We start from the raw sequence: 22,493 nt of genomic DNA, 5'->3' as shown, positions 1-22,493 counted from the left end.
GCGGTGCTGCGCGCGATATCGCCGCGCCTGCTGCGCCTTCGTCCGCTGCGGCGGCATCCGGCCCCGAGGCCGATCGGCAGGCGCGCCTCCTGCCACCACCGATCGAGCCGGCTGGCCCCACCAATCCCCGGAAGAACTTCATCGTCCGGCACTGGCGCGGCGAGCTGAGTCTCGGCTGGTCCTTCTGGGGCATCGCCGTCCTGGGCAACATCGTCGCGCTGATCACGATCCTGGTGCTCAACCTGATCTTCTCCACCGACACGGGATACGATCCGGCACCGCTCTTTTGGCTCAATGTTCTGACCTGGCTTGTYGTGACGCTCATCGCGGTCTGGCAGGTCGTCGGCACCTGGAGGTCAGCGACACATCACGCGGAGCGGCGTGCGGCCTTGAGCCTGGGCGCTTTCTGGTCCAGGGCCGCCAAGGTCAGTCTCGGTCTCGGCGTTCTCAGGTTCCTGAGCGATCTGGTCAACGGGGCAGCGCCTCAGCTCGCCGAGCTCTACGACATGGCCTGGAGAGGCGACCCTCGGCTTCCAGCCTATTCCTTGCGGGTCATGCGAGATGGGACGGAGATCGAGATCACAGGCGGGATCAAATTCGGACTGGCTGCGGATTTCGAGCGCGTGATCAAGGCCTCGCCTCGGATCAAGGTCGTCCATCTGCACAGTTTTGGAGGGCGCCTCGGAGAGGCCGAGAAGCTGCGACAGAACATCGAGGCGCGCGGACTGATCACTTATGTTTCCGCGCGGTGCGAGTCCGCCTGCACGCTTATCTTTGCAGGCGGCCGCGAGCGATGGGCGCCCCGGTCCGGTGGCCTCGGCTATCACGGCCCAGCCTTTCCCGGCATGACAGCGGCGGATCTGGCTCCGTCCGTATTGGCCTGGAAGGCCGCCTATGTTGAAGCTGGACTGTCCACCAGTTTTGTCGACCGCGGACTCGCCGTGCCCAGCGACAAGATGTGGCGGCCGACCATCCAGGAGCTTGTCGCCGCAAACGCGGTCACGCACCAAGCGACTGGGAGTGAGTTTGCGATATCGGGCTATGGTGCCAACCCTACGCCTGACCAGCTGCTATCACCGTACCGAAAGGGCTGGCCGGCTCTGGCAGCGATCCAGGCGCGCCTTCCTGACGACTACGAGCGCATCAGGCGCGTCTTCGCCGATGGGTTCACAGCCGGAGCCACCGAGGGCCAGATCATCGCGGACTACAGGGCTGTGCTGGCACGATTGTTGGCAGTCCACAGATCAAAGGCCGACGATCAGGTGCTGATCGATCAGGCGAATCTCCTGATCGATCAGTATCGGGCGCTTGGGCGCTCGGATCCTACGCTGTGCTATCAATATGCTGCCTTTGGTGGCGGCAAAGTGAACACAGCGGGAGCGCTCTCCGATGAGCTCACTCAGCGCGATCTGATGCTGCAGGAACGCATGATCATGACCTCCGGCCCGCATCCGCCGATTCCCGAAGCAGTCTCGGACGTCTTGCTGAGCAAAGTCCGGCAGTCGCTGATCCGTCGCTATGGCGCTGACCGGATTGCGATTTTTGCTGCAGAGACGGTCGCGCCTGCGCAGCATGCCGATTACTGCGCGATATCGACCGCGTTCTATCAGGAGATTGTCGCGATGCCCCCAGCGATGGCCAGCACGCTGCTCAGGGCGCTTGATGCGCAATAGATCGTGCGGTCCCCTTTTGCAGGGCCGGTACGACGATCCCGTTCTACGAATACGCCGCGCGGGGCCGAGCGCAGATCCCGCTATTCCTCGGCAAAGCGCCGGGTTACTCTGGCCCGATGGAAGCCCCGCATCGCGCCTTTGGCCGGGTCGGCAACAGGGTACAGCCCTCGCGGCTGGCGCCGACCGCCTTTGCCGTCGCTGTGCTTGGCCTGTGCTTCCTTGCCGGCGAAATGATCGCAGGCGATCTCGCGCGCCTCGACATGGCGGTGCTGGCTGCTTTCAGAAGCGCCGGTGATCTGGGGCAGCCGCTTGGCCCGGCATGGCTGAAGGAGGCGGGCCGCGATATCACGGCATTGGGCAGCTTTGCCATTCTCGGCATTCTGTTCGCTGCGACGGTCGGCTATCTCATCCTGATCGGCAGGCGGGATGCGGCGAAGCTCGTGAGCGTGACCGTGATGGGCGGAGCTGTGGTCAGCGCCGCGCTCCAGCTCTGGCTCGACCGGCCGGGCCCCGACGGGCCCTATATCGTCTTCACCGCGAGCTTTCCGAGCGAGCATGCGACACTGTCCGCGATGACATTCCTGACGCTTGGCGCCTTGCTATCCCAGCTGGCGACCGACAAGCGGGTCAGGGTCTATCTGATGTCCCTTGCGATCATCCTGACTTTGGCGGTCGGCCTCAGCCGCATCTATCTCGGCGTGCATTATCCCAGCGATGTCCTGGCAGGATGGTGCATCGGCAGTGTCTGGGCCGCGCTCTGCTGGACTCTTGGACTTCGTCTCCAGCAACGCCGCGACGATCAAGAGCCGGCGGCGGTGCCGGCTGAATCATAGCCCTGCCTCGGCGTTCGACAGACGGCCTCGCGCTTCCACGTCCAATGGCGCCGACATTCGCTGCCTGGGCGCGCTGAAGCGCCGGCTATTCAGGCACCGCCCTTGYGGCCGGCAACGGGCAGGTAGAGCAATAGCTGCGCTCGGGAACGAGATAGCGGATGCAGCAGATCCGGCGCCGCCGGCCGCTTCCCTCATCCGGATCGGTATAGGACACGGGCTTGAAGAGCGGGTTGGGCTTGCCATTCGGCAAGCGTGCACTCTCCAGAAAGCTCAAGGCCTCGGCGACGGCGTCATTGACGCCCATGGCGCGTTCGATGCGCCGCACGACGAATTCGAACATGTTGCCGGCATTGCTCCAGAGCACTTTTCGCGAGACGCCGGCAGCCGCCGACAGCGTCAGGACCATGGGCTCGATATGTCCCTGGATCAGCGGCATGAAGCGCGGGCCTTCATCAGCCGGGGCCGCATTGCTCCCGATGCCGCGCAGGTGGATGTGGCGTGTCGCGCCATCGGGACCGAAGGTGCAGCCAATGGCGGCCAGGTCGATATCGACCGCACTTTGCGCCATCAGCGCGAGCGCCAGATAGGGCGGCAGCAGCGTGGCGAAATGCTGTTTCGACCAGAGCGAGGCGATCGCGCGGCGGTCGCCTCCAGGGCATTGCTGGGAATAGAGCGCGAGCAACTCGGCCAGCCGCGCGGCATCGCCGAGATCGCTGCCCGGCGAAGGGGCCGGCGCATCCGCCGCCAGGACGAAACGGTCGCCATAGGCCGCCAGTTCGCCAGAAAAGAGCGGCGCAAACGCCGGAATGGTCATTGTGCCGCTTCGGATGCTAGGTCGGTATCACCTGGCGCGCGGGCGGGTCATAGGCCTGGATCGGCGGCAGATTGCCGTCGAAACGCTCGACCTGGACGGTCGTCAGCTGCCCCGTGCAGCCCTGCGCCAGCGCCGAGGTTCCGACATCCCGGGTCAGGACATTGGGGTTGCCGTGGACGCAGAGCGATTTGTCCTCGCTCGGGTCGGCGGGATCATACCAGGCACCGGTCGGGAGCTGGATCACGCCCTGGCGGATGCCACCGGTGACGCGTATGCCGGCAAGGCAGGCGCCCCGCTCGTTCGAGATCCGAATGATGTCGCCATCGGCGATGCCGCGCGCGGCCGCGTCCGCGGGATGCATGCTGGCGACCTCGCGGCCGCGGTGCTTGGCCTCGCTGCTATGGCCGCCGAAGTCGAACTGGCTGTGCAGCCGCGTGCGCGGCTGGTTCGCGACCAGCACATAGGGCGAGGCCTTGTCCGGCACATTGGTCGGCCCGAGCCAGGTCGGGTGGCCCGGGCAATCCGCCTCGCCAAAGCTCGCGATCGTCTCCGAATAGATCTCCAGCTTGCCGGTCGGCGTCGGCAGCGGATGCCCCGCGGGGTCCTCGCGGAATTTCCGCAGGCGGCCGCCATCATCGGGCAGTTGTGGCAGCTCAAAACCCTCGCCCGCCCAGAATTCCTGGAAGCTCGGTGCCGGCAGGCCCTGGGCCGCGAGTTCGACGCGCGTCGGCTCGTAGAGATGCTCCAGCCATTGCCGCACCGTACGGCCCTCGGTGAAGGCCTGGCGTGTGCCGAGCCGCTCGGCGAGATCGGCGAAGATCGCGTAGTCGTCGCGCGCTTCCCCATAGGGCTCGACGACGGGCTGCATCGGGACGAGCAGCGGGTCGTTGGAACTGCCGCCGATATCCTCGCGCTCGAGCGTCATCGTGCAGGGCAGCACGATGTCGGCATGGCGCGCCGTCGCCGTCCAGGCCAGCTCGTGCACGACCAGTGTGTCGAGCCGGGCGAAGGCCTGGCGCAGGCGGTTCAGGTCCTGATGGTGGTGGAACGGATTGCCGCCGGCCCAGTAGACCAGCTTGATCTCGGGATAGGTTCGGGTCTGGCCGTTATAGCGATAGCTGGTCCCCGGGTTCAGCAGCATGTCGGCGATGCGGGCGACCGGAATGAAGTCGGACACCCCATTCCGACCCTGCGCGAAGGTCGGCACCGGCACGGCATTGTAGCGCCGCCCGTAATAGGCGATTGCGCCCAGCCCATAGCCATAACCGCCGCCCGGCAGGCCGATCTGGCCGAGCGCAGCCGCCAGCACCATGCCCATCCAGACCGGCTGCTCGCCGTGCTCGGCGCGCTGCAGCGCATGGGCGACGACGATCAGCGCGCGCCGGCCATGCAGCCGTGTCGCCAGCGCCGTGATCGCATCGGCCGGAACGCCGGCAATCGCCGCGGCCCAGGCCGCATCCTTGGGCTGGCCGTCGGTCTCGCCCAGGAGATAGCGCTCGAAGATCGGCCAGCCGACCGTGCAACGCGCGAGGAATTCGCGATCATGCAGGCCATTGACGACGAGGGTGTGGACCAGCGCCATCATCAACGCCGTGTCGCTGCCGGGATTGGAGGAGACCCACTCCGCACCTGCCTCCTCCGGCAGGTCGCCCCGGAGCGGCCCGACCAGCACGAACTGGCAACCGCGTGCCCTCGCCCGGTCCATGGCGCCGCGCTCGACATGCTTGCTGATGCTGCCGCCGGCCACCATGCTGTTCTTCAGGGCCATGCCGCCAAAGGCGAGCACGATCTCGCTGTGATCGGCGATCTGCTCCCAGGAGACGTTGCGCTTCACCAGGTCCTCGTAGTCGCCGATGACATGGGGCACCAGGACCGAGGACGCGCCCGAGGAATAGCTATTGACCGAGCGGACATAGCCGCCGACCGAGGTATTCAGGAAACGGTGGATCTGGCTCTGGGCGTGGTGGAAGCGCCCTGCGCTTGCCCAGCCATAGGAGCCACCGAAGATCGCACCCGGGCCGTGATCGTCGCGGATGCGCGCGAGCTCGCCCCCGAGCAGATCGAGCACGGCCCCCCAGGACATCGGCAGGTACTCGTCGCGTCCGCGCCGATCGTCCGGCCCCGGGCCGCGCTCGAGCCAGCCGCGGCGGACCATGGGCTGTGCGATCCGCGCGCGATGGCGCAAGGCGGCCGGGAAGTTCTGGATGATTTCGTTCGGATCGGGATCGCCCGGGTGGGGCCGGACTTCGAGCCGGCCATCCTGCATGCGGGCCGAGAACACGCCCCAATGCGAGGTATGCGGGCGAAAGGCGTCATCCGCCGCAGAAGGCTCGGTGATCTGGTCGTTCGAATGGGTCATCACATGTCTTCCCAGGCGCCAAAGCCGCCACAGCGATCATGGCATCCGGCATAGTGCCCCTGGATCGCAAGAGATTTCTGCGGCCCTCCCCGATGAGTGCCGCCTCAAGCCGAACTGACGCGCCGGCCCGAAGGCCGGCACGCGTCATCCGGCGGCCTCAAACCGCCACAACATATCCATCGCGGCGCGGGTCGGCTGCGCCGGTCATCACGCCGGTTGCGGGGTCGATCGCCACGGCTTGCATGCCGCCGCATCGCATCGTCCAGCCGGCATCAAAGGCCTCGATCTCGTGGCCGCGCCGCCGCAGCTCTTCAATCGTCCCGGCTGCGATACGGTTCTCGGCCTGGATGAAGCGCCCGTCCCAGAGCCGTGCCCGCGGCGCCTCGATCGCCTCCTGCAGCGGCAGGCCGAAATCGAGATGCTGCACCATAGCCTGGGTCTGGGTCTGCATGATGCCGTAGCTGCCGGGCGTGCCGAGCGCGAGCACCGGCTTTCCGGCGCGCGTCGTGATGCTGGGCGACATGCACATCGGCAATTCGTCGCCCGGCTTCGAGCGGTTCGGACTGCCGGGCTGGACATCGGCCCAGTACAGGAAATTGTTGAGGCAGAGCCCGGTGCCCGGCACGACGATGCCGCTGCCGAAGGGGCTGCCGAGGCTGTTGGTGATGCAGACCAGATTGCCCTCGGCATCAGCGGCCGAGAACGAGGTGGTATGGGCGGGATCCTCCTTGTCCTGCGGCGTCCATTGCTCGGTCGGGCCTTCGATCGGCTCCCCGTCGCCGATGCGCTGGCGCAGGCCCGCGATCGCGGCATCGGAGAAGATCTCGGCCAGGATCTCGGCGGAGGGATTGTTGCTGGCGATCCTGAGGCCGGCCGCGAGCCTGATGGCCCGATAGACCAGGTCGAGATGCTCCGGCCCATCCTTGCTCAGGCCTCCCAGATCGAAACCTTCGAGGATCTTGAGGCTCAGCAGGAACTGGAATGCCTCGCAGGGCGGCGGCGGAACATGGATATCGAGGCCGCGATAGCTCACGGCATGCGGCTCGCGCCAGCGCGGTTGCACGGCCGCGAGATCGGCCATGTTCATCTTGCCGCCGAGCCCGCTCAGATGTCCGACGATCCTTTCGCCCAGCGCGCCGCGATAAAGATGGTCCGGTCCCTTGGCCGCGATCTCCGCGAATGTGCCCGCGAGATCGGCCTGGCGCAGTACCTGGCCGAGCTTCACCGGTCCGCCATCCGGCAGGTAATTGGCGCTGAAGGCGGGATAAAGCTCCGGCGAGGCCGCGAGGAGCGGCGCCTGCTCGTTGAACTCCTCCACACCGAATTCGGAGAGCGCGAATCCGTCCCGGGCGAGCGCGATCGCCGGCGCCAGGATCTCACTGAGGGGCTTCCTGCCATAGCGCGCCGCCAGCTCGCACCAGCCCGCGAGATTGCCGGGAACCGCGACCGCATGCGGGCCGCGCTCCAGTTCGGCCCGCTTGGTGAAGCGTTCGGCCGGGAAGCTCGCCTGGATCGGCGGTACGAAGTCGAGCACGCGGACGCGTTGCTCGGCGGCGCTCCAGAGCGTCGCCGAGCCCATGCCGGTCAGGCTCGACATGAAGGGCTCGACCACGGTCAGGGCGGCAGCGGTTGCTGCAATCGCGTCGAAAGCGTTGCCTCCCTGGATCAGGAGCCTGGCGCCGGCCTGGGCGGCGAGCGGGTGCGCCGCGGCAACCATGCCGTGGCGAGAAAACAACGTGGGGCGGCGGCCATGCATCGTCAGTCGTCCTTGCGTCCCTGTCCTCAGGCTGGATGCGATCAGAGCACAGTTCGCCGGCAAGGACAGGCCGCCAGCCCACGCTTTTCGAGGGGGTGCCGCCGGAGCTACATGCATGGCTGGGGCGATGATCGCCTCAGCCATGCGCTTCTGGAAGGAAGCAGGAATTGGAGGGGGAGCCGATCGTCGTCGGGGCTGATAACGGCGCCTCTGTCGGCTCGTCATCCTCTCCTGGTGAGAAAAGCCTCGAAAGGAAGCGGTTCCCGCTGGTGCTACCGAGATAGGTTGCCTGCCCGGCCGCTACGGTTCAGAGCGAACAGGCGTGATCACCGCTGTTCGCCGCTCCTCCTCCCGCTCTTCATCGAGTGCGCCCGCCCGCTGCCTGGTTCAGGACGCAAAGAGGGCTCGCGCTGCAGCGAGGATTTCCGCCGTCGAGGGGAATTTTCCGATACCGGCGAGCCCTTCGGAGCCGCATTCGATGTTCGCCCAGCGGATGACTCCATGCGGATCGATCAGGAACTGGCCCTTGAGCTGGGGCCATTGCTTCTCCATGTCGGAGTGGTCGGTCGGGCTCTCCCTATAGCCRTCGAGCCTGGTCAGCCTGTCAGAGGCCTCCCTGATCGGCACGGGCTGCGGGAACTCATCATTCGGATTGATCCGCAGCGTCGCAAAAGCCTCCAGTAACTCCGGGGTCGCAGGCGGCTTCGGCACACCATAGGCGCGATGGGTGGAGAGCTCCGGATCGACCGCCAGGCGCAGGTTGCTCGGGCGGAATTTGAAGTAGAGCTGCGCGTTCTCCAGCGGCGTTGCCACAATCCCAAGCGTTTCCACACCGATGGCCTTGAGCTCGCGATCGGTCGCCGCCATGTGCGCGATCGCCCGCCGGCAGAACGGGCACCACAGCCCCACGAACAGCGCAAGAAACACCGAATGCCTTTCGCGGTAATCGGAGAGCGACGCGATCCCGCTTCCGTCGACCGTAGGKAGGACAAAATCAGGCGCCAATTCGCCTGGCGAGGCCGGGGGCCGGAATCCATTTGCCATACGAAGACTCTCCGCCTGACGAACTGGATCAGTTGAGAACCGGCAGGATCATGCCGGGGCCTCGGCCGGCAGGCAGGAACCTATTCCGGCCGTTCAAGTATAACTCTGCCGCAGCCCGGTTCCCAGCCTTACGGTGCAGTGCGGCGGGATTCCGTACGCGTCGGCGCTCGGCCCGGAGTCTGCTCCGCCCCGCTTCGCCGCTCACTGCAGATGCGGCTTCTTCAGAAAGCTGCCCCTGTCGGCCGACCGGATGCGAAGCCATGTCTCGCGGCCGTCGCGGACGACCCTGATCGGGACCTCGGCGCCTGCCGGGCCGCTCGCCCAGAGCTTCCGATAGAAATCGGCCAGGCCGTCGATCTCGCCATCGCGAACATCCGAGATGATGTCGCCGGGACGCAGGCCCGCCTGGGCTGCCGGCCCGCCTTCGGCCACGCTCATCACCACGACCTTGCCATTGCTCTCGGCCGAGAAGGCGCCGAGCCAGGGGCGTGGCGGCTTGTCGACCCGGCCCCGGGCGAGCAGATCGTCGAGGATCGGCGGAAGCAGATCGATCGGCACGACCATATTGACGTCAAAGATCTCGCCGGCCCGGCCCATCCGCAGGTGCAGCGAGCCGATGCCCAGGAGCTTTCCATCCGGTCCGAACAGCGCCGCACCACCCCAGGACGGGTGCGCCGGGGCGGTGAAGATGGCTTCGTCCAGCAGATATTCCCAGTAGCCGGCGAATTCCTGCTTGGCCACGATATTGGCCTCCACGACTTGCCCGATGCCGTCTGCAAGCAGGACGGACTCGCCGATTTCGGCATCAGTGGCGGCGCCGAACGCGACCGCCGGCAGGTCGAGCCGCTCAAGCGCCTGGACCAGGCCAAAGCCGGTCTCCTGATCATAGGCCAGCGCATGCGCTGGCACCACGCGACCAGTCCACGTCGTCAGCCAGACGTCCTCAGCTTCGGTAATCAGATAGCCGATGGTGAGCACCAGCCCATTGTCCCGAATGACGACACCGCTGCCTTCCCGCCTTGTACCCAGCGCGGAGGCCGTAAAGGCATCGGCAGGAATGGACGAGCGAACGCCCACGACGGAGTGCAAGATCGGGCCGATGCTCATCGTTCCATCCTGAAAGGGCGCGGCGCTGAGATCGAGGCGGTGCGCCGGCCGGCAGAAACTGGATAGCTCTCTCAAAAGGTATGAACCGGCCTGATCGACACAAGGCCCCGACGATGATTGAGCGGCCGGTTACCCGAATGTGATCGACACAGACCGGCCGCTGGAGACGCCTCCGCCCTTCCCGTCCAGGTTGTATTCCTCTAAATTGCGGATGGACACGGGAGACAACAAGGGATCGGGGCCCTGTCCGGACAAAGCTCGACATGCGGAACAGGGCGAGAGTGGACCACAATCCATTCCTCAGGAAACAGCTCTAAGGCACTCATCATGCGAATCTATGTGAGCAGCGTCTTCGTCGACGACCAGGCCAAGGCACTGGACTTCTATACCGGCACGCTTGGCTTCATCGTGAAGAACGATGTTCCCGTCGGCGACTACCGTTGGCTGACGGTCGTATCACCGGAGGAACCAGGGGGAACGGAACTGCTGCTGGAGCCCAGCGCGCATCCGGCGGTCAAGCCTTACAAGGACGCTCTCGTCAAGGACGGCATTCCCGCAACCTCGTTCCAGGTCCAGGATCTGAATGGAGAATTTGCAAGGCTTAGCGAGCGCGGGGTCGTGTTCACGCAGGAGCCGATGGATGCAGGACCTGTGCGGATGGCGGTCCTGGACGACACCTGCGGCAACCTCATCCAGCTGATCCAAATGAAACAGGGCTGAACGCCATCAGCCTTCCCGAAATCCGGCATCCGCCTTTACGACAGATGCCTAGCTTGTCGGTGATCATGCGCCGGGACACACCCTGTCGCAGGCACGGCCGCATGGGCCAACAGGTGCACCGACGACAACAGTGCTCTCCCCCAGTCCCAGCTCGGTTGGCACAGGCCCACGTGACGTTGCCCCTCGGTCCCAATCCAGTTTGACGTTCGTTTGGTACACAGAGGCGCCAAGGCGGTCTTAGCCGCTACGGTCAACAAGTGGTAGGAACGACCGGTTACCGGGGCATGGCGGCGTGATGACGAAGCTTGGTCTTGATTGCAGAATGTCGGATGCAAGCTGCCGCTCGCAAAGAACCTGGCTCCATCGAAAGAGAAGTCCTGTGGCCCGCTCGGTGCTGATCACGATCGCCGTTGCGTTCGCCGGTGCGGCCCTCGCCGCCGAACCGCAGCCGAGCAAGGCTCTTCCGCCTGCATCGGCAACGGCAGCCTGCCTTGAGCTGAACAGCCTGCCAAACGACGTTTTCGGCTTCAATTCGGGAAGTGACGTCAATGATCTCGGACAGTTTTCTCTCTCGGGAGCGTATGGCGGTTCGTTCGGAGCGCGCAGCGGCCCACTCGCGTCGCACAACCTCAATGTCCAGGCGACCTACTCGCCATGGCGCTGTGTCGAGCTCGATCCCTTCGCCTTTGCCGGTGTGACCAATTCGAAGACGTTCGGTGCGAAGGCCAACGGCTCCACCGTCGGCGGCGGTATCGAGATGAAGTACAAGCTGCTCGGGCGCGATACAAATGGCGTCGGCCTGACCTTCGACGCCGTGCTCCAAGGCGCGGCAACCGCTGGCGCGTTCTACACGCTCACCGGACGATCGCGCAGTGTCTATGACGGCGTCTTCTCGGTGTTCCTCGACAAGGAACTGGTCGCCGGCAAGCTCTACGGGGCTCTCAACGTCAGCTACGACTGGAACTATCAGGACCTCGGCTCGCCAAGCGGCGGCTATGCCAGAACCTCGATAGCTCGCATCGGCGGCGCGCTGACCTATCAGCTTGCGGACAGTTTTTTCATCGGCGCCGAGGCAAGCCATTTCCGGCGTTACGATAACCTTGCCTTCGGTCATCTCCTCGGTCAGGCAACGTTCGCGGGGCCGAACTTCTATTGGGCCTTCACGAAAGATTGGGCACTCTCCGGTGCCTGGAGTATCCAGGTGGCCGGTCGCGCCACCGGTGTTGGCGGCAATGTCGATCTGACGAACTTCTCCCACCACATCGCCAAGCTGAAGCTCAACCATGATTTCTGACGTGGTTCACGCCGCTTTGGCTTGCGGGGCGGATGGCTCGCACCCAGAGCCGATGACGACGGCTCATAGCGGATGATGGCGAAGCCCTCGGAAGCGCGCCGCGCTGCTCGGCGAGGTCGAGGACTTGAAGGCCAGGATACAGCCGATCGACGGTCAGGTTTCGGCAATCGAGCAGCTAGCTGACGAGGCCGAGATAGCCCGCAAGTTCGCGCGCCGCGGCAGCGCCCGCCCGGTTGGCGCCGATCGTCGAGGCCGAGGGGCCATAGCCGACCAGATGGATGCGCGGGTCCTTGGCGACCTGGGTCGCGAGCCGGGCTGTCATGACGATGCCGCCCTTCTCGTCCCGGATCTGCAGCGGCGCCAGATGGTCGAGCGAGCTGCGAAAACCGGTGCACCAGAGAATGACATCGGCCCTCTGCTCGGCTCCGTCGGCCCAGCGCACACCCTGTTCGGTGATCTCGCTGAACATCGGCACACGCTTCAGCACGCCGCGCTCGCGGGCGGCAAGCAAGGCCGGTGTCAGTGGAATCCCGGTCACCGACACGACGGAGCCGGGGATCAGGCCCTGCCTGACCCGGTCTTCGACCATGGCGACGGCGGCGCGCCCATCTTTCGCCGTGAAGGGACGGTCCCGAAACTGCGGCTCCCGCCTGGTGACCCAGGTGGTCGAGGTGACGCGGGAAATCTCATCGAGCAATTGCAGAGCGGAGATGCCGTCGCCGACCACGATGACATGCTTCCCGGCGAACGCGTCGGCTGTGCGGTAATCGCGGGTGTGAAGCTGCCGGCCCAGGAAGCGGTCGGCTCCCGGATAACTCGGAATATAGGGTGTCTCCCAGGTGCCGGTGGCATTGATGATGCTGCGGGCCGAGAAGGTTTCGCGATCGGTCTCGATCCTGAAGCGGTCGCCGCGGTCGCAGACGACCTTGACCGCCACCGGGCGATAGACCGGCAGCTGAAACTTGCGTTCATAGGCCGCGAAATACCGGGGAACAGCCTCGGACGCCCTCACCTCGGTCAGGCCGGGTTCGATCACATCGGAGAACTGCATGCCCGGCAGGTCATGAATCCGGTTGACCGTGCTGAGCGTCAGCGACGGCCAGCGATATTGCCAGGCGCCGCCGGCTTCCGGGGACTTGTCGAGAACGAGATAGTTCCTGCCGGCCAGAAGACCGAGATTCTGCAGGTGATAGGCGCTGGACAGCCCCGCCTGGCCGGCGCCGATGACCATGATATCGACCTTGATCACGGCTCGGACATCGCCCCTCAGTGGGGACGACTCGGTCGTATCGGGCGGGTCGGAAGGCTCGAGATCGGCGCTCATTCCCAAAGCCATGAGACAGGAAGCGCGCGAACTCAAGCCATCCTCCCAAAGCGCAGGCACGACACCTGCCGCGGCGCGGTCGACGCCGCTTGCCGCGAAGGGTCACCCGAATTCCGGATCATCCCGGGTGCGTTCCAGGATGAGGGGGATAATCAGATCCTCTTCATCCCAGAGATGCCGCAGCAGGGTTCGGTCGAAGCCCTCGATCTCTCCGGCGATCCGCTCGGCCACGCGCAACACGTCCCCGTCGCGCCCCGAGACCTCGCCCGACAGCGCTGCGATGAGCTCGCGGCTGGCGCTTCCGAGCCGGTCGATCGCGCCATGGATCACATCGTGGTCATTGTCGAGGATATCGAACCCCTTCTGCAGCCTCGGTGCCGCGGCGGCAAAGGACGGGAAGTAGTGCTCATCCTCGACGCGGTGATGTCCATCGAGCTCGCCGAGCAAAAGGCCCATCCGGCGCTGGAAGAGCGGTAAGAACGCGGCTGGGGACGTGCGACCTTCCCTGAGATCGGTTGTCATGCCGCCGATCAGCACCGAGAGCTCCCGAAACAGATCATGCCTCTGGAGCCAGCCTTCGGCCAGCCCGTGCAGGCTCGGATCATTCGCCCACTGGTCGCGCGGGAACTTGCGCAGCAATGCGAGTAGCTCATCCGGCAGGCCGCCCCTCACCTCGACATTGAGTGCCCTGTCGATGTCCTTCATTTCGTCGCTCCTTTCCGCATTGGGGCGCTGGGCCGGCCGTGGCCGAGAACCACGGCCGGCCCAGGCCTATCAGCGCGTGCCTTCCTTCAGGCCGAGCAGCTGCCATTCCCAGCGCAGCCCCTGTCCGAAGCCACCGCCATGTTCGGCGAAAAGCTTGGCGACCTCGTCAGCCGTCGGGCGCGCCCAGTCGCGCTGCAGCTCGGAGACATAGGCAATGGTGGTGAGCGGCTGCGCGCCGGCCTGGACCATGCGCTGCACGCCGCGCTCATGGCCCTCGGTGCTGCCTCCGCCGGATGCATCGGTGACGATGTAGACCTCGTAGCCGTCGGCAAGCGCGTCGATCACCGGCATGCTCAGGCACACTTCGGTCCACAGACCCGCCATCACCAGCTTCTTCTTGCCGGATTTCTTGACCCAATCGAGGACGCGCTGATCATCCCAGGAATTCAGCCCGGTCCGGTCGACCGGCGTCTGATCCGGGAAGACGGCCTGGACCTCCTCGAACAGCGCCTGGCGCTCGGCGAAGGCCGTGGTGAGCAGGGTCGGCACCTTGAACAGCTTCGCCGCCTTGGCGAGGAAGGTCGTGTTGTTGACGACCGCTTCGCTGGTGTGGGAGCGCAGCGCCAGCAGCTGCAGGTACTGGTGATCGATCAGCAAGAGCGCGTGATCATCGGGGGTGAGCAGAGAACTCTTGGCCATATCGATATCTCCGTAGGGTTCGATCGAGGCCGCGGCCCCGATGCCTCAAGAGATATTCGTGGAACGAATTTGCCTGTAGTCGGCCATAACGGTACTGTCCGTTCCAAAAATGGAACGACGCGATGCAGGATCTCAATGACCTTTTCTATTTCGCCCGTGTCGTCGAGCATGGCGGATTCGCACCAGCCGGGCGCGCGCTCGGCATGCCTAAATCGACGCTGAGCCGCCGCATCGCGCTGCTCGAGGACAGGTTGGGGAGCCGGCTCCTGCAACGTTCGACGCGGCATTTCGGGATGACCGAAGTCGGCGAAGTCTATTACCGGCACTGCGTGGCGATGATCGCCGAGGCAGAAGCCGCCCAGGAGGCGATCGACAACACCAGCGCCGAACCACGCGGGATGATCCGCGTGACATGCCCGATCTCGCTGATGCTGAGCTTTGTTTCCCCGGTCATGTCGCGTTTCCTGATCGCCCACCCGCAGGTGCGCGTGCAGCTCTCTGCAACGAACCGCCGCGTCGACGTGATCGAGGAAGGGGTCGACATCGCCCTGCGCGTCCGGTTTCCTCCGCTCGAGAATGAGGGGCTGGTGATGAAGCGGCTCGCAGAGAGCCGGCAGCTCCTGGTCGGAAGCCCGGCTCTGCTCGACCGGTTCGGCCGGCCGGAAACGCCTACGCAGTTGAGCCGGCTGCCAGGGCTGGATCTGATCCGGTCCCCCCCCCAGACATGCCTGGGAGCTTCGCAACGCTGCGGGCGAACCTGTCAGCATCGCGTTCGAGCCGCGATACGCCACCGACGACATGGACGCCCTGCGGCAGGCGGCCGAGGACGGCGTCGGCATCGCTCAGCTCGCGGACTATCTGGTCATGGACAAGGTCGCCTCAGGAACACTGGAAATCATCCTGCCGGATTGGACGCTGCCGAGCGGAATCGTGCATGCGGTCTTTCCCTCGCGCCGTGGGCTGTCACCGGCTGTGCGCGGCTTCATCGACTTTCTCGCGGCGGAATTCCAGGCGAGATGACCCCGGCCAGCCTGCGGCAGCGTCCCTGACGCGCACTGCCTTGCCCATCCCCGAGGGCCGGACGATCCCGCCTTCCCTTGACTGCATCGGGCTGCGACTGTGCTGGCCATGCCTGCACCTCTACGCTCCCTTGCACGCTTCCTCGCACGCCCCCTGCGCCTGGGTCTCCTCGCCATCGCGCTCCTCGGCAGCGGCTGGGGGAGCGGCGCCCATGGTCAAGCCAGAACGGGCGTGCCGGCAACTGCGGATGTCGCTGGCCCCTACGGACCGGGCGGCGTCTACGCGCGGATTCCGGCTGTCGATGAATACGGACGGGATCAACTGGCGATGTTCCGCGCCTGGAATCCCGATCCGCTCGGACATCACGAGGCCAATCTCCGGGCGATCCAGCCGGCGCTCGCCAGGGTGGTGGGCCGGGCCCAGGCCGACAATCCCGACCTGCGCTTCGTGATCGGCTCAGGCCGGCGCGACCGCACACTGCAACGCCAGGCGGTCGCCTGGGGCTGGTCCAGGGTGCATGCGAGCTCACACCGTTCGGGTAATGCCGTGGATCTGTGGCCGCTCGATGTGGAGGGCCGGGTGATCTTCGATCCGAATGCCCAGAACCGGATCGCAGTTGCACTCAAGCGTGCCGCCACCGAACTGGGCGTATCGCTGCGCTGGGGGGGCCGTTTCCGCGGCTACAAGCACATGGACCGCTCGCATTTCGAGCTGTCGTTCGGGGCAAGGGCCTCACGGAAGGTGGGTTCCGCCTCCCGGTGATGAACCTCTGGCCGGACAGAGTGCAGGCGGGCAAAGCCGAGAATGGCAACCGCTTCATTGACCAACCCCGGTGGCTGGCTGTGCGAGAAGGCCAAGGTCCACGTTCGCCTCGGCCCCGTTCGAGCGTACGGGTTGGCCCGACAGCGGAACCAAGTATGGTGCGCGGCAATACCTCTCTTGGCTCATATCTGAATTCTGGCGCTTCGTCTTCGTTCAGCAGCAGGTCGAGAAACCTGTCATGAGGACGTTTGAATTTTCACCGATGCAGAAGGGCGCGGGCTTCAACCTCGATGCGGTGAAGGCGAAAATCGACGTCGCCCGAACCGACATGGTCAAGTAAGGGCCAAGCCTACGGCCAAAGCCATATCACGGCAGGCGGATCAAAGCTGCCCGACGTGACTTATCCGCAGATCGCGACGCTTTCTGGAAGGGCGCCATGAACCCCAAATACGCTGCAGCCCCACTCGCGCCCCTATGGGCGCCGCAGGGCCGTCACGCCCCGCACGTCAAGCAGACGCAGCGGGCACGGTGAAACGGTGCTGTCCGAGCTTCCCTCCGTCAATCACCTGTCGCTGGTCATAACCCAGGCAGCGGCACCCGCCTTCCTCCTTGGCGCGGTGGTCGGCCTCATCTCGGTCTTGATCAACCGCCTCGAGCGCATTCTCGACCGGTCGCGAACATTGAACGCGCTGGATCGTTCGATCGCCCCGGATCTCAAGGCTGACTTGCCCCGCCTCGAACGGCGAGCAGGCTTGATCAACAGCGCCATCGTGTTCGCGATTTCCAGCGGGGTGACGACGATCCTGCTGATGGTTGTTGCCTTCGCCCTCGCCTTCCTGGGCTTAGCTCACGAGCGCGGCGTAGCGTTTCTCTTCGTCCTGTCCGTTGGACTGTTCGGCGCCTCGCTCACTCAATTCCTGCGCGAGGTCCAGATGGCGCTTCAGAAGATCGATCTCATCAGTTGACCGAACGCCCGGGCCAGATCATCGGACCRGATGCGGATCCGGTCCGATGATCCAATCTTTCTTAATGGGCATCAGCTTTCCCGAAATCCGCAATCCACTTTTCGGGCCCATGCTTCAGGTCCTCACCGCCTCCGAAGAGACTGTAGCCCCTGCGCTATCGGCCCGGCCCGAACAGCCGACCGCGTCGTGCGCGTTCGACGCCTCCAAGGCATTCTATTTGAGATGTCACAAAGCACTTGTGAAATCTCAGAAGCTGATCCAGCATGCCTGCCATGCTCGATACCTCGCCTGCGTTCGCGCCATCCTCGTCGCTCCCGGTTGCGGAGACGCAGCTCGATGTCGCAAGCCGGCGGCTGCGCAAGGCGGTCGTCTCCTGCGAGCTTGCGCCGGGCGAATTCGTCCATGAGGCCGCCCTGGCCGAACGCTTCGCACTGGGCCGCGCCGGTATCCGCGTCGCGCTGACCGAGCTCACCGCGGCCTGCTTCGTCGACCGGCACGCCCGCCAGGGTTGGCAGATCGCACCCGTCGACGGCGCCCTGATCGCGAGCGTACTGGACGGCCGCCGCAGGCTGGAGCCGTCGCTGGCGACGCTGCAGCCGAGCGGGCAGACCCAGGCTGCASTGGCCGCGCTGCTTGGCGTGATGGACTCTGTCCGGGGCCGGACCGAGCCGGTGGCGCTTTCGACCGCGCGCTCCGCCGAACGGCAGCTGCGCAACCTGCTGGCCGCGGCGACCGGGACGCTTGCCCGCCGCTGGCTCGGCGACATCTGGGACCATGCCGATCGGATCGTGCGCATGCTCGACCTCGCCGGCCATCCGATTGCGCCGGCTGAGCTCGGCGATCTCGTGAGCGCACTTGCCGCTGGCGATGCCGAGGCGGCGAGCCTCGCCATCGCCGCGGAGCACCGGCGCTTCACCGAGGCACTCGCCCAGGGCCTGATGCTGGCGGCATCGCGGCCCGCGCCACCACCGGCCCGCTCGGCAAGGCGCTCGCGACGGACGACGACCATCACCACCGACCAGCCCCGCCCCCTCTCGAAGGAGCAGCAGCGATGACCCCTCTCTCACGGAATGCTCGTCTTGCTGCGCTGGCCGCAGCGCTCGCTTTCTCTGCCGCCCCCGCCCATGCATCGAAGGAGCGCTTCGTCGTCGACCTMGTCAACGAGCCGTCCTCGCTTGATCCGCAGGTGCAGTGGAACCCCGACAGCTACTATGTCTACCGCAACATCTTCGACAATCTCGTCACCCGCGACGACAAGGGCGAGATCGTCCCGCAGGTCGCGACGAGCTGGAAATACCTCTCCGACACCGAGATCGAATTCGAACTGCGCTCCGATATCCTCTTCCACGACGGTTCGAAGCTGACCGCCGAGGATGTCGCCTACAGCGTCAAGCGCATCACCGACCCGAAATTCGGCAGCCCGCAGCTCGGCCAGTTCGACAAGATCACCGATGCCGTCGCGCTCTCGCCGACCAAGGTGAAGCTCACCACCAACGGCGCCTATCCCGCCCTGCTGGCCCAGCTGGTCAAGCTCTCGATCGTGCCGAAGGCGGTTGTCGAGGCCGTCGGCAAGGATGCGTTCAACCTGAAGCCCATCGGCAGTGGCCCCTATAAATTCGAAGGCTGGCAGCGCGGCGTCCAGGTCTCGCTCACCCGCAACGATGCCTATTGGGGCGACAAGGGTCCGTTTCCGGCGGTGATCTTCCGCGCCGTGCCGGACGGAGCGACCCGGGTCGCCAATCTCCAGGCCGGCACCAGCGATCTCGGCGTGACGCTCGACAGCGATCAGGCGGCCCAGCTCAAGTCGTCGGCCAAGGCCAAGGCCCTGATCGGCCTGACCGAGCGCGTCGCCTATCTGCGCCTCAACACCACCAAGCCGCCGTTCGACAACGTCAAGCTGCGCGTGGCGGCGGCCCATGCCATCGACAAGGAAGGCATGGTCGACGGCCTGCTCGGTGGCTTCGACAAGCCCGTCTCGCAATTGCTGACGCCTGCGAGTTTTGGCTGGATCGAGGGCATGAGCGGCCCTGGCTTCGACCTCGCCAAGGCCAAGGCCCTAGTCGCGGAGGCCGGCCCGGCGGCAAAGGCCGAGATCGAGCTTGCGACCGCACCGGTCTTCGATCAGCGCATCGTCCAGRCGATCCAGCAGCAGCTCGTCGATGCCGGCTTCACCGTCAAGATCGCGATGACCGACATGGCGACCTATCTCAAGCGCTCGCAGGCCGGCCCCGAGGCCACCTCGACGCTGAGCTTCGGGCGCTGGTCCTGCGCCTGCCAGGATGCCGATGGCGTGCTCTTCCCGCTGGTCCACAAGAGCAGCGGCTGGTCGGCCTATCGCAACCCGAAGGCCGACAGCCTGCTCGAGGAGGCGCGCCAGACGCTCGACAAGGACAAGCGGCTTGCCGCCTACAAGCAGGTTCACGAGATCATCGCGACGGAAGCCCCGCTCGTGCCGCTCTATCAGGCGGCCGTGCTCTACGGCGCGACCAAGAACCTGCAGTTCAAGCCGACGCCGAATGAAAGCATGTTCCTGAACCGCATGAGCTGGGTGGACTGAGGCTTCGTGCAGGGCTTTCTTCTCAGGCGTGCCGGACAGGCGCTCGTCACCATCCTCGGGGTGGTGACGCTGATCTTCTTCGTCCAGCGCCTGACCGGCGATCCGACCTATCTGCTGGTGTCGGAGACCGCGACCAAGGCCGATGTCGAGGCGCTGCGCCATGCGCTCGGCTTCGACCGGCCGCTTCTGCTGCAATATCTCGACTTCCTGGCTGATCTCGCCCGTTTCGATCTCGGCCAGTCCGTGGTGCAGCGCGTGCCGGTGCTGACGATCATCGCCTCGCGCCTGCCCTACACGCTGATGCTGGCGGCGGGCGCGCTCGTCGTCGCCTGCGGCATCGGCGTGCCGATGGGCATCCTGCTCGCGGTGTTTCGCGACAGGCCGATCGCCAAGGCTGCTTCCGGCATCGTGCTGGCGGCCCAGAGCATGCCGACCTTCTGGAGCGGCATCCTGATGATCCTGGTCTTCTCGGTGCTGCTCGGCTGGCTGCCACCCTCCTCCACCGGCGATTTTTCGCATCTCATCATKCCCTCCTTCGCGCTCGGCCTGCTCAGCATGGCGACCTTTGCGCGGATCACCCGCTCGGCCCTGCTCGACGAGCTCTCGAAGGACTATGCCCGCACCGCCCGCTCGCGCGGGGTCCGCACCGGCCGGCTGCTGCTGCGCCATGTCGCCCGCAACGCCTCGATCCCGCTGATCACAGTCGCGGCGCTGGAAATCTCGAACCTGCTCGCCGGTGCGGTGATCGTCGAGACGGTGTTCGCCTGGCCCGGCATCGGCCAGGTGACTGTGCAGGCGATCCTGGCCCGCGATTTCATGATCGTGCAGGGCGTCGTGCTGATGGGGGCCTTCGTCACCGTGCTGCTCAACCTGCTCTCCGACGTGCTCTACAGCATCATCGATCCGCGCATCGTGCTGGACGGGGCGCGATGAGCGCGATCGCTGCCTCCAGCCCTGGCCCGCGCCGCCGCCTCGCGCTTGGCCGCTGGTGGCCGGTCGCGATCATCGCGCTCGTGGTGCTGGTCGCGATCCTGGCGCCCTGGCTCGCGCCCTATGACCCCAATGCCCAGAACCTCGCCGGCCGGCTGAAGCCACCAGGCACCGTCTCGCGCAGCTTCCATTACTGGCTGGGCAGTGACGAGCTCGGCCGCGACCTGCTCAGCCGGATCATCCATGGTTCGCGGGTCTCGCTGATCGTCGCCTTCGCCTCGGTCATCCTGTCGGGGACCGTCGGCACGGTCCTGGGCATGATTGCCGGCTATCGGCGCGGGTTCGTCGAGGTCGCGGTGATGCGCGTCGTCGATGTCTTCCTCTCGATCCCGGCCGTGCTGCTCGCGATCATCACCGTCGCGGTGCTGGGGCCGAGCCTCGTCAACGTCATCATGGTGCTCGCGCTGACGCGCTGGCCGCGATACGCCCGCGTGGCCTATAGCCAGACACTCACGGTCGCGACGATGCCCTATGTCCGGCTGGCCGCGCTGATGGGCGCCGGCGCCGGGCGCATCCTCTTCCGCCATATCCTGCCCAACATCATCGGCGCGGTCAGCGTCGTCGCGACGCTCGAATTCGGGCTGATGGTGCTGTTCGAGGCGGGCCTTTCCTTCCTGGGGCTCGGCGTGCAGCCGCCGACCGCGAGCTGGGGGGCGATGCTCTCGACCGGCCGCAACTATGTCGCGACCGCCTGGTGGGCTGCGACCCTCCCCGGGCTTTGCCTCTTTGTGCTCGTGCTGGCCGTCAATCTGACGGGCGATGCCGTGCGCGACCGCCTCGACCCCCGTTTCCGCTAGGGATCATGACCATGTTCGACGACATCAAGGGAAGACGCGCGCTCGTCACCGGCGCCTGCGGCGTGATCGGACGCTGGATCGCGGAAACGCTGCACGAGGCCGGCGCGGTGCTGGCGCTGACCGATGCGCGCGAAGACGAGCTTGCGGCCCTAGCGGCTTCGCTCGGGCTCGGCGGCGAGAGCTTCACCAAGGCGGCCGACCTGACCGACGAAGCCTCGATCAAGGCGCTTGCGGCCGAGATCGGTACGCGCTGGGGCGCGGTCGACATCCTCGTCAACAATGCCGGCATCTATCCCAGCGGCTTCCTGCTCGACACCTCGACGGAAGAGTTCGACCGGATCTTCTCGGTCAACCTGCGCGCACCCTTCATCCTGACCCGGGAGATCGCGACGCAGATGGTGCGCCAGGGCGTCAAGGGCTCGATCATCAACATCTCGTCGGGCGCCTCGCGCAAGATGCGGCGCACCGTCGTGCCCTATTGCACCTCCAAGACGGCGCTCGACCGGCTGACCAAGGGCTTTGGCGTCGAGCTCGCCGAATTCGGCATCCGCGTGAATGCGCTCGAGCCCGGCTTTGCCGCCGGCAGCAAGGTCAGCGACCTGACCGAGGCGCATATCCAGAGCACGATCTCCCAGATCCCGCTCGGCCGCCCCTCCTCGCGCGAGGATGTCGGCAATGGCCTGCTTTATCTCGCCAGCAGCGCCTCGGCCTATGTCACCGGCGCGACCCTGACGATCGACGGAGGCAACTCCATCGGCTCGCTCGCCGTCCATCAGGACAAGAAGAACCCGCTCTAGTGGAGGGCACGATGACAACCTCCCTTGCGCCTGCGCGCTTTCCCGTCTCGGATTACGAATGGCCGGCCGGCAAGAGCAGCGCCTTCTGCTTCAGCGTCGATGTCGATGCCGAGAGCCCCTATCTCTGGAACCTGTCCGAGGGCGCGCCCGCCACGCTCGGACAGATCGAGCAGCGGCTGTTCGGCCCGCGCATCGGCATCTGGCGCATCCTCGACCTGCTCGACCGCTACGGCATCAAGGCGACGATGTTCGTGCCGGGGCTGGTGGCGAAGAACCA

At 65.7% G+C, this 22,493-nt stretch carries 21 protein-coding genes and 3 pseudogenes; 15 read left to right on the top strand and 9 right to left on the bottom strand.

Annotated features, from left to right (window positions below):
* Both AC1DRP_RS20565 and AC1DRP_RS20560 read left to right on the top strand, forming a co-directional pair.
* Positions 1-1,673, top strand: a 1,673-nt coding sequence (locus AC1DRP_RS20565; RefSeq protein WP_476769397.1) for a COG3904 family protein, incomplete at its 5' end; no start/stop codon positions are given.
* 116 nt (positions 1,674-1,789) lie between these two features.
* A complete protein-coding gene (locus tag AC1DRP_RS20560) occupies positions 1,790-2,506 on the top strand; it encodes a phosphatase PAP2 family protein (RefSeq protein WP_441508113.1) in 717 nt (238 codons plus the stop codon).
* A gap of 85 nt (positions 2,507-2,591) precedes the next feature.
* On the opposite strand, the gene fhuF is transcribed toward AC1DRP_RS20560, so the two are convergent.
* From fhuF to AC1DRP_RS20535, 5 genes are all read right to left on the bottom strand, one after another.
* Positions 2,592-3,320: a siderophore-iron reductase FhuF gene (gene fhuF, locus AC1DRP_RS20555; RefSeq protein ID WP_476769396.1), complete on the bottom strand. Its 729-nt coding sequence runs from the start codon at positions 3,318-3,320 to the stop codon at positions 2,592-2,594.
* A gap of 16 nt (positions 3,321-3,336) precedes the next feature.
* Entirely contained in the window at positions 3,337-5,679 is a 2,343-nt protein-coding gene (locus AC1DRP_RS20550; protein WP_441508115.1) for a molybdopterin-dependent oxidoreductase, read from the bottom strand.
* 157 nt (positions 5,680-5,836) lie between these two features.
* The gene (locus AC1DRP_RS20545) at positions 5,837-7,435 is read right to left on the bottom strand and encodes a gamma-glutamyltransferase family protein (protein ID WP_476769395.1); all 1,599 of its coding nucleotides are present in this window, start codon (positions 7,433-7,435) and stop codon (positions 5,837-5,839) included.
* Positions 7,436-7,822: 387 nt separating this feature from the next.
* Positions 7,823-8,479, bottom strand: coding sequence for a redoxin domain-containing protein (locus AC1DRP_RS20540; protein ID WP_476769394.1), 657 nt, complete (start codon positions 8,477-8,479; stop codon positions 7,823-7,825).
* Between the two features lie 201 nt (positions 8,480-8,680).
* Complete coding sequence (locus tag AC1DRP_RS20535) at positions 8,681-9,586, bottom strand: S1C family serine protease (RefSeq protein WP_476769393.1); 906 nt, start codon at positions 9,584-9,586, stop codon at positions 8,681-8,683.
* Positions 9,587-9,925: 339 nt separating this feature from the next.
* Here AC1DRP_RS20535 and AC1DRP_RS20530 point away from each other — a divergent pair, with 339 nt between their 5' ends.
* Both AC1DRP_RS20530 and AC1DRP_RS20525 read left to right on the top strand, forming a co-directional pair.
* The gene (locus AC1DRP_RS20530) at positions 9,926-10,306 is read left to right on the top strand and encodes a VOC family protein (protein ID WP_476769392.1); all 381 of its coding nucleotides are present in this window, start codon (positions 9,926-9,928) and stop codon (positions 10,304-10,306) included.
* A gap of 379 nt (positions 10,307-10,685) precedes the next feature.
* A complete protein-coding gene (locus AC1DRP_RS20525; RefSeq protein ID WP_476769391.1) occupies positions 10,686-11,600 on the top strand; it encodes a hypothetical protein in 915 nt (304 codons plus the stop codon).
* 175 nt (positions 11,601-11,775) lie between these two features.
* Here AC1DRP_RS20525 and AC1DRP_RS20520 read toward each other — a convergent pair whose 3' ends face one another.
* The 3 genes from AC1DRP_RS20520 to AC1DRP_RS20510 all read right to left on the bottom strand — a co-directional run bounded on the left by AC1DRP_RS20520 (position 11,776) and on the right by AC1DRP_RS20510 (position 14,328).
* Positions 11,776-12,924, bottom strand: a complete 1,149-nt coding sequence (locus tag AC1DRP_RS20520; protein WP_476769390.1) for an NAD(P)-binding domain-containing protein — start codon at positions 12,922-12,924, stop codon at positions 11,776-11,778.
* Between the two features lie 102 nt (positions 12,925-13,026).
* Positions 13,027-13,629, bottom strand: coding sequence for a hemerythrin domain-containing protein (locus AC1DRP_RS20515; protein ID WP_476769389.1), 603 nt, complete (start codon positions 13,627-13,629; stop codon positions 13,027-13,029).
* Between the two features lie 69 nt (positions 13,630-13,698).
* A complete protein-coding gene (locus AC1DRP_RS20510) occupies positions 13,699-14,328 on the bottom strand; it encodes a hydrolase (protein ID WP_441508120.1) in 630 nt (209 codons plus the stop codon).
* A 122-nt stretch (positions 14,329-14,450) separates the two neighbouring features.
* Here AC1DRP_RS20510 and AC1DRP_RS20505 point away from each other — a divergent pair.
* Positions 14,451-14,579: pseudogene (locus AC1DRP_RS20505) on the top strand (LysR family transcriptional regulator); the annotation flags it as partial.
* A gap of 65 nt (positions 14,580-14,644) precedes the next feature.
* Here AC1DRP_RS20505 and AC1DRP_RS20500 read toward each other — a convergent pair.
* Positions 14,645-14,782, bottom strand: a complete 138-nt coding sequence (locus AC1DRP_RS20500) for a hypothetical protein (RefSeq protein ID WP_476769398.1) — start codon at positions 14,780-14,782, stop codon at positions 14,645-14,647.
* Here AC1DRP_RS20500 and AC1DRP_RS20495 point away from each other — a divergent pair.
* From AC1DRP_RS20495 to AC1DRP_RS20450, 10 genes and pseudogenes are all read left to right on the top strand, one after another.
* Positions 14,727-14,972, top strand: a pseudogene (locus AC1DRP_RS20495) (LysR substrate-binding domain-containing protein); the annotation flags it as partial. The gene AC1DRP_RS20500 and the pseudogene AC1DRP_RS20495 overlap by 56 nt on opposite strands.
* A 121-nt stretch (positions 14,973-15,093) precedes the next feature.
* Positions 15,094-15,348 (top strand): LysR substrate-binding domain-containing protein, encoded by a 255-nt coding sequence (locus AC1DRP_RS20490; protein ID WP_441493731.1) that lies wholly within the window; start codon positions 15,094-15,096, stop codon positions 15,346-15,348.
* 108 nt (positions 15,349-15,456) lie between these two features.
* On the top strand, positions 15,457-16,110 hold the full coding sequence (locus AC1DRP_RS20485) for a M15 family metallopeptidase (protein ID WP_476769388.1): 654 nt from the start codon (positions 15,457-15,459) through the stop codon (positions 16,108-16,110).
* Between the two features lie 536 nt (positions 16,111-16,646).
* Positions 16,647-17,075, top strand: coding sequence for a DUF2721 domain-containing protein (locus tag AC1DRP_RS20480; RefSeq protein ID WP_441493719.1), 429 nt, complete (start codon positions 16,647-16,649; stop codon positions 17,073-17,075).
* A gap of 272 nt (positions 17,076-17,347) precedes the next feature.
* A complete protein-coding gene (locus AC1DRP_RS20475) occupies positions 17,348-18,130 on the top strand; it encodes a GntR family transcriptional regulator (RefSeq protein WP_476769387.1) in 783 nt (260 codons plus the stop codon).
* Positions 18,127-19,632 carry an ABC transporter substrate-binding protein gene (locus AC1DRP_RS20470; protein WP_476769386.1) on the top strand — a complete coding sequence of 502 codons (1,506 nt, stop codon included), beginning with the start codon at positions 18,127-18,129 and terminating at the stop codon, positions 19,630-19,632. Before AC1DRP_RS20475 ends, AC1DRP_RS20470 begins: the two co-directional genes overlap by 4 nt.
* A gap of 6 nt (positions 19,633-19,638) precedes the next feature.
* Complete coding sequence (locus tag AC1DRP_RS20465; protein WP_476769385.1) at positions 19,639-20,565, top strand: ABC transporter permease; 927 nt, start codon at positions 19,639-19,641, stop codon at positions 20,563-20,565.
* Entirely contained in the window at positions 20,562-21,419 is an 858-nt protein-coding gene (locus AC1DRP_RS20460; protein ID WP_441493723.1) for an ABC transporter permease, read from the top strand. The genes AC1DRP_RS20465 and AC1DRP_RS20460 overlap by 4 nt, the downstream gene beginning before the upstream one ends.
* Positions 21,420-21,430: 11 nt before the next feature.
* Complete coding sequence (locus AC1DRP_RS20455) at positions 21,431-22,216, top strand: SDR family NAD(P)-dependent oxidoreductase (RefSeq protein ID WP_476769384.1); 786 nt, start codon at positions 21,431-21,433, stop codon at positions 22,214-22,216.
* An 11-nt stretch (positions 22,217-22,227) separates the two neighbouring features.
* A pseudogene (locus AC1DRP_RS20450) lies at positions 22,228-22,493 on the top strand (polysaccharide deacetylase family protein); the annotation flags it as partial.

This window comes from Allobosea sp. 01N443, assembly GCF_056399325.1.
This window is presented reverse-complemented; position numbering and strand designations above follow the sequence as displayed.